The sequence below is a fragment of the Epilithonimonas bovis DSM 19482 genome (assembly GCF_900108115.1).
Taxonomy (GTDB): Bacteria; Bacteroidota; Bacteroidia; order Flavobacteriales; family Weeksellaceae; genus Epilithonimonas; species Epilithonimonas bovis.
Map to the genome: position 1 here is coordinate 1 of NZ_FTPU01000075.1, position 4,350 is coordinate 4,350.

Annotated in this window: 6 protein-coding genes and 1 pseudogene; all 7 read right to left on the bottom strand. The window is 32.1% G+C overall.

Annotated features, from left to right (window positions below):
- Window positions 1–680: 680 nt before the first annotated feature.
- Window positions 681–923, bottom strand: a complete 243-nt coding sequence (locus B0B05_RS16045) for a hypothetical protein (RefSeq protein ID WP_076784578.1) — start codon at window positions 921–923, stop codon at window positions 681–683.
- 443 nt (window positions 924–1,366) lie between these two features.
- Entirely contained in the window at window positions 1,367–1,624 is a 258-nt protein-coding gene (locus B0B05_RS16050) for a Txe/YoeB family addiction module toxin (protein ID WP_076784579.1), read from the bottom strand.
- 1 nt (window position 1,625) lies between these two features.
- Window positions 1,626–1,880: a type II toxin-antitoxin system Phd/YefM family antitoxin gene (locus B0B05_RS16055; RefSeq protein ID WP_076784580.1), complete on the bottom strand. Its 255-nt coding sequence runs from the start codon at window positions 1,878–1,880 to the stop codon at window positions 1,626–1,628.
- 185 nt (window positions 1,881–2,065) lie between these two features.
- Window positions 2,066–2,365, bottom strand: a complete 300-nt coding sequence (locus B0B05_RS16060; protein ID WP_076784581.1) for a type II toxin-antitoxin system RelE/ParE family toxin — start codon at window positions 2,363–2,365, stop codon at window positions 2,066–2,068.
- Window positions 2,358–2,609 carry a type II toxin-antitoxin system ParD family antitoxin gene (locus B0B05_RS16065; RefSeq protein ID WP_076784583.1) on the bottom strand — a complete coding sequence of 84 codons (252 nt, stop codon included), beginning with the start codon at window positions 2,607–2,609 and terminating at the stop codon, window positions 2,358–2,360. Before B0B05_RS16065 ends, B0B05_RS16060 begins: the two co-directional genes overlap by 8 nt.
- A gap of 410 nt (window positions 2,610–3,019) precedes the next feature.
- Window positions 3,020–4,003: a phosphotransferase gene (locus tag B0B05_RS16070; protein ID WP_076784582.1), complete on the bottom strand. Its 984-nt coding sequence runs from the start codon at window positions 4,001–4,003 to the stop codon at window positions 3,020–3,022.
- Window positions 4,004–4,055: 52 nt separating this feature from the next.
- Window positions 4,056–4,350: pseudogene (locus B0B05_RS16075) on the bottom strand (hypothetical protein); the annotation flags it as partial.

The window sequence follows — 4,350 nt, forward strand, 5'->3', positions numbered from 1 at the left end:
AATTATAAGTAAATATACGAAATTATGTGTAATTACGGATATTCATAAATATTTTTGTTCTTTAAAGATAGGAATTCAAATTTTATTCCCTGTTAACTCAACTTTGTAAATACTTTAAAAAAAATAATGAGTAACCAACATTCAATGGTATGCCGCACAGTTTATTGTCAGGAGCCATCTGATCATCCAGGCTGCTCAGGATTTAGTCCCAAAACTCACAAAATCTACACATAATGCAGTTTTAGGGCCTTTGAAAATCATGACAAAAATCCATTACCCCATTATTTTCTACCACAAAAAAACCTCTCCTAAATCGTTTTAAGAGAGGTTGGTTTTTATAGTTGACCATGATGTTTTATCAGGGCGTGAAAAGGTTACCAATGTGGTTCGGGCTTTTTTTATATTTTCCTTGTTTCAGGGCTTTGCCGATTTGAAAAGAAAGAAATGATTTCAATTTTTTCTTTTATAATTCTGTAATACAAAGTATTGAATTTCAGAATTACGACTTTTCTGGTTTTCAATTTGTCAGAAAAAGGGAAAATGATTGGTTATGCGAAATAATTGAGATTATCCTTTCGATTTCATTTCCCAAATTATCGATTTCATTTTGGGAAAACTCTCTTTCAAGATATTTAACAGTTTCGTCAAGTTCTTCTAACGCTAGGTCAGTCCAAAGAATTTCATAACCGTTTTCCATAGATCTCTCTTGCCTTAGAGTGTGGATTTAATTTTCCTGCATCGGCTTGAGCAATTCCTTTCTCTATAGACTTTCTTTCCGCATCTGAAATTTCATTAGCCCAATCTTTTTTATTTTCGCGAGAAATTAAATCTGAAATTTTTTCAAGAAAATTCAGATCTTCAATAGTAGATAACCATTGAATTAATTCCAGTTTTTTATTTTGTATTTGTAAGTCCGTGTTCATTTTAAACCTTTTCTCAAATTTAAAACTATTTTTCTTTCTAAGCGAAAGTTTGTATAAAATGTCGCCTAATTACCAATATATCCAATTCCCCATAATCCCCATCACGCTTTCCCATAATCCACAAAAAAATCCCAATCCCCAGCACGCCCTAGGTGTGCCCTGTTAATAGCCCGGTGCCAACTGGGGTAAAAAGAACCACCGCAACCCCAAAAGATTCTGGCGCGGATTTTTGGCCAAAAATCGTGACAAAATCAACGCCTCATCTCCCGATGATAAACATTCCCCTCTCCTTGGTAGAGGGGCTAGGGGGAGGATCCACAAAAAAAACCTCTTTCAAATCGCTTTAAAAGAGGTTGTTTTTTATAGGTGAACATAATATTTATCAGAAATAGGGAGTTGTGCAACAGTTACGAATGTTATCTGCAGTAATATTTTGCATAATTTTAGTCGTAATGAAATCTGCATTTTGCAATTAATATTTGTCCATCTTCATATTTGTAAATTAATCTATGTTCATCATCGATTCGGCGCGACCAAAATCCGGAATATTTGTGCTTTAAAGGTTCCGGTTTTCCAATTCCATCAAAAGGACTTCTTGAAATATCTTTCAGTAATTCATTTATTCTTTTCAATTTTTTCTTTTCAGTTTTTTGCCAATACAAATAATCTTCCCAGGATTCGTCCACGAAAATATATTTCACCTTAATCTTCGATTAATTGTTTTTCAAAAGAATTTCCGCTTTTCAATTTTTCGATTGCAGAATCAAGACGCATTTCATTTTTGCGTGAAGCAAGTTCGTGATTTGTGGCCATTAAAGAATTGTATTCATCGAGCGACATTACAACAATTCCGTTTTCTTTTCCACGATTTATAATTAGAGTCTCAAAGTTTTTTGCAACTCTATCTAAATATGATTTTATATCTTTTCTAAAATCTGAAACACTTGCGACTAACATAATTTTGTATTTTAATTTGTACAAATATATGTACAAATTTCTCGCCGTGCAAATTCAACGACCGTTTTGGAATTATTGTAGATTTAACCGGGGGTAAAACACAAGACCCTCCCCAAAGATTTTGGTACGACCCGAGGCTCTGCCGAACGGAGCAAAGCTAAAGCTGGTTATTAGCAGAAGTTTTTTTATACATTAATTTTATTTTTTAAATCAGTATCTGCTCCAAGAATTCTTTCAACTTCAATTTCTTGAGAATTCAAAATTTTGTAAAAAATAATATGTTTATTTGCTAGAAATCCAAAAAAATCAAAATCAATTTTTTCGTAGTTTCTTCCAACTTTAGGATTTTCAGCAAGCATTTGACAGAAATCAATTAATTCTTCATAATATTTATCTGCTTGAAATTCAGACCAATTTTCATATGTGTATTCATAAATTTCAGAAAGATCATCAACAGCTTTATTTGTTAAAGAATATTTAGCCATTATTTTTCATTTTGGCTTTTAGCGATTCCAGATGCTTTTTAGGGTCAAAATCTTTTGCAATTCCACTGTCGATTCCATCTTGAATTGCTTTTTTTAAAATTTGAATTTTATTTTCTTCTTCTTCTAAAAGTCTCAATCCAGCTCGAATTACTTCACTTGCATTTTTGAATCTTCCTTGTGAAACTTTTGTATCCACAAAATCCTCAAAATAATTTCCTAAAGAAACAGATGTATTTCGTCCCATTTTGATTGTTTTTAAATTAAGTAAATCAAAGTTACCAAATTTTGGTAATTCATCCAAGTTTATTTTTAAAAATGCTTTTGTAAAACTTTCAGCTAACACCAAATATACCCAATTCTCCCAACACATCCTTACGCTTTCCCATAATCCAAAAAAAATCAACTCCGCACGCCATAGGTGTGCCTTGCTAATAGCCCCGGTGCCAATCGGGGGTAAAATGAACCACGCCAACCCCAAAGATTTTGGCGCGCGTTTTTGACCAAAAATCGTGACAAAATCCATCAGCCAACCCATCTTATGCCCACAAAAAAAACCTCTCTCAAATCGCTTTAAAAGAGGCCGTTTTTTATAGTTGATCAAGATAATTTATCAGGAATAGGAAGTTGTGCAACACTTACCCTTGTTACCCGTATTTATTTTTTTTCTTCATAATAATCAAGCCAATTTTTTATTCTTCCAACAAACATTTTAAGGTAATTTTCGGTAAAAAAGATATTCGACCAATCAAATCTTTGAGCTTGAACACCAAGATAAAATACAAATATTGATGCTCCAGCTTCGGGAATTAATTCAATCTCTTTTGTAGATAAATTCCTAACTTTTTGATAGCCATTTAGAAAATTTTTTGCCTTTAATTCGTATTCATTTTTATCAGATTCTATAAAAAATAGTTGTTTCAGAAAATAACCAACATCTAAAATTAATAATCCATTTCCGCAATTATCAAAGTCAAAAATTGTGATTTCATTTTCGTTATTTACGCTAAAATTATCATACCAAATGTCCAAATGAACGATTCCTGTTGTATTTCCTAATCCATTAATTTCTTCAAATTTCTCTGGAATTTTTCTTGCAATTTCTTTTAAAAACTTCATTTCATCCAATTCTTCATTAAAATATTGATTTAAAAGATTGTATGGTTTGTTCAAAAGAATTTCAGAATCATAATTTATTCTTTCTAATTTTTTATTTTCGGTTATGTTGTGAATTTTTGCCATCAGAGAACCTATTGAAAAACAAGTTTCATTAGACATAAAACGCATTTTCTCGCCTTTAGCAAATGAAAAAAGTACAGCATATCGAATTCCTTCAGGAGCATTAATTTCTTGAATAAAACTTTTATTGCTATCTGAAATTGGATACGAAATTGAAAAAGAATGATTTCTGAGTAAATTGAGAAGTTCCAATTCTTGCTCAATTTCCTTTTTTGTTCGCCACTTATAACAGTAAACTCGAAAGACAAATTTTGTTTCATTATCCGAAATAAAGTAGGTATGATTTGCTCCCGTTCTAAATAATTTACACTGAAAACTTTCGGATAGTTGATATTTTTCTTTTATAAAATTCCCTAATTCTGTTTCTGATAAAGTTGAAGCTATTACTGGGAAAGTTGTCATTTAGTACTGTTGTTTAATAATTCTGACTAACGTTAAATTTTAATATTGATAATCAGTATTTTGTGATTTCAATATCTCTGTCAGTCAATCCAAATTTAGTGATTTGTTTTTGAATTCTTTTGGCTGCAGCAATTTTTCTTTTCTCGTCAAGGAACAGATATAGTGAAGGTGGTTGGTAGCTTTGCCCTTTCACAAGCATGTTCCAGATGATGACGGCAAGTTTGCGGGCCAGTGCAGAGACAGCAGTTGCTCTTCCTTTCTTGTAGTTCAACCTTTTGAAAAAGTCTGCGAGCCAGCCTTCTTTGAGATTACCGATGGCATTGGCAGTGTTTCGAAAGGCAATCTTG